Source organism: Peterkaempfera griseoplana, from assembly GCF_001418575.1.
In the GTDB taxonomy this organism is placed as follows: Bacteria; Actinomycetota; Actinomycetes; order Streptomycetales; family Streptomycetaceae; genus Peterkaempfera; species Peterkaempfera griseoplana.
In genome coordinates this window covers 1-2926 of sequence record NZ_LIQR01000676.1, presented here as the reverse complement: position 1 = coordinate 2926, position 2926 = coordinate 1, and the positions used below count along the sequence as shown (strand labels likewise).

The 2926-nt window shown below is 75.9% G+C and carries 4 protein-coding genes; 2 read left to right on the top strand and 2 right to left on the bottom strand.

The window, feature by feature from the left end; translation table 11 throughout:
- Positions 1–250: 250 nt before the first annotated feature.
- The gene (locus tag AOK09_RS35210; RefSeq protein WP_055591261.1) at positions 251–808 is read right to left on the bottom strand and encodes an NUDIX domain-containing protein; all 558 of its coding nucleotides are present in this window, start codon (positions 806–808) and stop codon (positions 251–253) included.
- A 153-nt stretch (positions 809–961) separates the two neighbouring features.
- Here AOK09_RS35210 and AOK09_RS35205 point away from each other — a divergent pair, with 153 nt between their 5' ends.
- Together AOK09_RS35205 and AOK09_RS35200 are read left to right on the top strand one after the other, a co-directional pair.
- Positions 962–1678, top strand: coding sequence for a GNAT family N-acetyltransferase (locus AOK09_RS35205; RefSeq protein WP_055591260.1), 717 nt, complete (start codon positions 962–964; stop codon positions 1676–1678).
- Positions 1679–1723: 45 nt separating this feature from the next.
- Positions 1724–2125 (top strand): PPOX class F420-dependent oxidoreductase, encoded by a 402-nt coding sequence (locus AOK09_RS35200; RefSeq protein WP_055591259.1) that lies wholly within the window; start codon positions 1724–1726, stop codon positions 2123–2125.
- A gap of 17 nt (positions 2126–2142) precedes the next feature.
- Here AOK09_RS35200 and AOK09_RS35195 read toward each other — a convergent pair.
- A partial coding sequence (locus tag AOK09_RS35195; RefSeq protein WP_169797114.1) for a (Fe-S)-binding protein occupies positions 2143–2926 on the bottom strand: 784 nt, incomplete at its 5' end.

Genomic DNA, 2926 nt, shown 5'->3' with positions numbered 1-2926 from the left:
GCGGGAGGGCGCCGCTGCCGGGTGAGAACTGCTCGTAGTAGGGGAGTTCGCGGTCGGCGGAGAGGGTCATGGTGCTCCTGGGTCGGGTCCCGTGCCGTGCACAGTCCTTTCTGCCCGGCGGCGGGTGCCCCGCACCCGTCCGCGCAGGGCCGGATCCGGACGCAGCGTCCGGGCGGCGGGGGCGCACCAGGGCAGGGGGCAGGCCGCTGGCACCGGGACCGGGCGCAGCGGGAAGGGGCGCGGCGGGGCGTCAGTGCACATGGATGTCGGCGGACCAGTCGTGCGGTCCCGGCGGGGTGCTGCCGGAAATGAACGCCGTACGTCCGCAGTCCCGCACCGCCAGCGCCGCCCGCAGCCGGCGGACCGACCCGGGGGAGAGCAGCCGGTAGGCCTCCTCCGGGGTGCACCAGCGGAAGTCCTCCAACTCGTCCGGCGGCAGCCGTACTTCGGTGCCGTCCGGGACGCTGCCGCAGTCGAAGACGAACTGCAGCCCCGGGTGGCCGCTGGTCGGACGGACACCGGACTCCCGGCCGTCGACATGCGCGGTCCAGTGGACGGCGGCGAGCCGCACCAGGGTCACCGTCAGCCCGGTCTCCTCGGCGACCTCACGGACCACGCACTGCGCCGGGTCCTCCCCCGGGTCCACCGTGCCCCCGGGGAGCGACCAGCGGGTGCGGTAGGTGGGCTTGACGATCAGCAGACGGTCCGAGGCATCGGTGATCAGCGCACCCGAAGCGACATAAGCCCTGGTGAGCCCGGCGAGATACTGGTCGACCGGCAGCAGGCGGGGAGGCTCTGGCGTGTCCACCGCCCCAGTCTGGCACCGGCGGCCCCCACCGGCGGGGAGACCTGCCGGGTCCGGCCACGCCGCAGCAGCGACACTTCAGCGCACCGGAATATCCGCGCAGCCGCCCCGGTTGCGGGAATGTTCCCGACCGCAGGTACAGGAGGCAGGTCCGTCATGCCCGAGGCGCAGCCCAGCGCACCGCACCCGCTGGACAACCCCGTGTGGTGGTCGCTGACCGGGACGCATGCGCATCTGGCCGAGCGCCGGGGCGACGCACTGCGCTACCACCCGCAGGTGTCCCCGTTCGGCGCGGTGCCGGACGAGCCGGACGCCTCGGCCTGGGCGGACTTCGCCGCGCTGGCCGGCGCCGGGGCGGCGGTACCGCTCACCACCGGGGTGGCGGCGCTGCCGCCCGCGGGCTGGGAGACGCTGTTCGCCGTCGACGGGGTGCAGTTGGTGGACGCCGGGGTCGCCGCCGCGCCCGACGAGGAGGCGGTGCCGCTGGGCCCGGCGGACGTACCGGAGATGCTGGAGCTGACCGCGCGGACCAGGCCCGGCCCGTTTCTGCCGCGGACCGTCGAGCTGGGCGGCTATCTCGGCATCCGGCGGGGCGGGGCCCTGGTCGCGATGGCCGGTGAGCGGCTGCGTCCGCCCGGCTGGGCCGAGATCAGCGCGGTCTGCACCGACCCGGCCTTCCGCGGCCAGGGGCTGGGGACCCGGCTGGTCCTCGCGGTCGCCGCCGGTATCCGCGCCCGCGGCGAGACGCCCTTTCTGCACGCCGCCGCGGACAACACCGGCGCGATCCGCCTCTACGAGGCGCTGGGGTTCCGGCTGCGCCGCACCACGGCCTTCGTCGGCGCCCGCCCGCTCGACGGCGTGCCCGCCGTCTGAGCGGGATGCCCCCCGCTGCGGAGCGGCCGGGCATAGCCTGACCGCATGACGACCGACGGCGGCACCCTGCAGCGGCTGGGCGCGGGCAAGTACCTGCTCCTCACCACCTACAAACGGGACGGCTCCACCGTGCCCACCCCGGTGTGGGTGGTGCCGGACGGGAACGCCCTCGGGGTGTGGACCACCGCCGACTCCTGGAAGGTCAAGCGGATCCGCAACCGGGCCGACGTCCTGGTCGCGCCCTGCGATGTGCGGGGCAACCGCAGGGGCGACGACGTCCCCGGCAGCGCCGAGGTCCTCGGCGCCGAGGCCACCGGGCACTACCGCACGCTGCTGGCCCGCAAGTACGGGCTGCTGGGCCGGCTGACCCTGCTCGGCAGCCGGCTGCGGCGCGGCCGTGAGGGAACGGTCGCCATCCGGATCGTGCTGCAGGGCGACGCCGGCTGACGGCCCCCGCCCGGGGGTCAGCCGGCGGGGCGGCCGTCCGGCGGCCCGTCCGCCAGTGCCCCGGCGAGGACCTCGGCCAGATGCAGGGCGCGGCGGCCCCCGGCGAGTTGGGCGATCTGGGTGCGGCAGCTGAAGCCGTCGGCGAGGACCAGGGTCTCCGGGCCGGCGGCGCGCACCTCGGGCAGCAGCACCCGTTCGGCGGCGGCCCGCGAGACCTCGTAGTGGCCGCGCTCGTAGCCGAAGTTGCCGGCCAGTCCGCAGCAGCCGGAGTCCAGCTGGCGGTTGTCCAGCCCGATCCTGGCGGTGACCCGGCGGTCGGCCTCGGTGCCCAGGGCGGCGTGCTGGTGGCAGTGCACCTGGGTGAGGGCGCTGCCGGGCCGGACCGGGAGGGGGCCGGGGTGCCGGTCCACCGTCTCGGCGAAGGTGGCGACCCGGCCGGCCAGGGCGCGGGCGGCGTCGCCGCCGACCAGGGCGGGGAGTTCGTCGCGCAGCGCGGTGGTGCAGCTGGGTTCGAGGCCGACCACGGGGATGTCCGGCGGCAGGATTTCCAGCGTGCGGCGCAGCACCCGGCGGGCGGTGGTGAGCTGCCCGGTGGAGATCCAGGTGAGGCCGCAGCAGACGGGCCGGTCGGGGATCTCCACGGCGTAGCCGAGATGTTCCAGCACGGTGACGGCGGCCCGGGGGATGTGGGGTTCCAGGTGGTCGGAGAAGGTGTCGGGCCAGAGCAGCAGCCGGGGTGCGCCCGGGTCGGCGGGATGCCGGGCGCGGTGGCGGCGGAACCAGCGGGTGAAGGTCTCGGGG

What these genes read in the sequence shown, in the direction of transcription:
- AOK09_RS35205 (WP_055591260.1), top strand. Translation starts at nt 962, where the DNA reads ATGCCCGAGGCGCAGCCCAGCGCACCGCACCCGCTGGACAACCCCGTG.
- AOK09_RS35200 (WP_055591259.1), top strand. Translation starts at nt 1,724, where the DNA reads ATGACGACCGACGGCGGCACCCTGCAGCGGCTGGGCGCGGGCAAGTAC.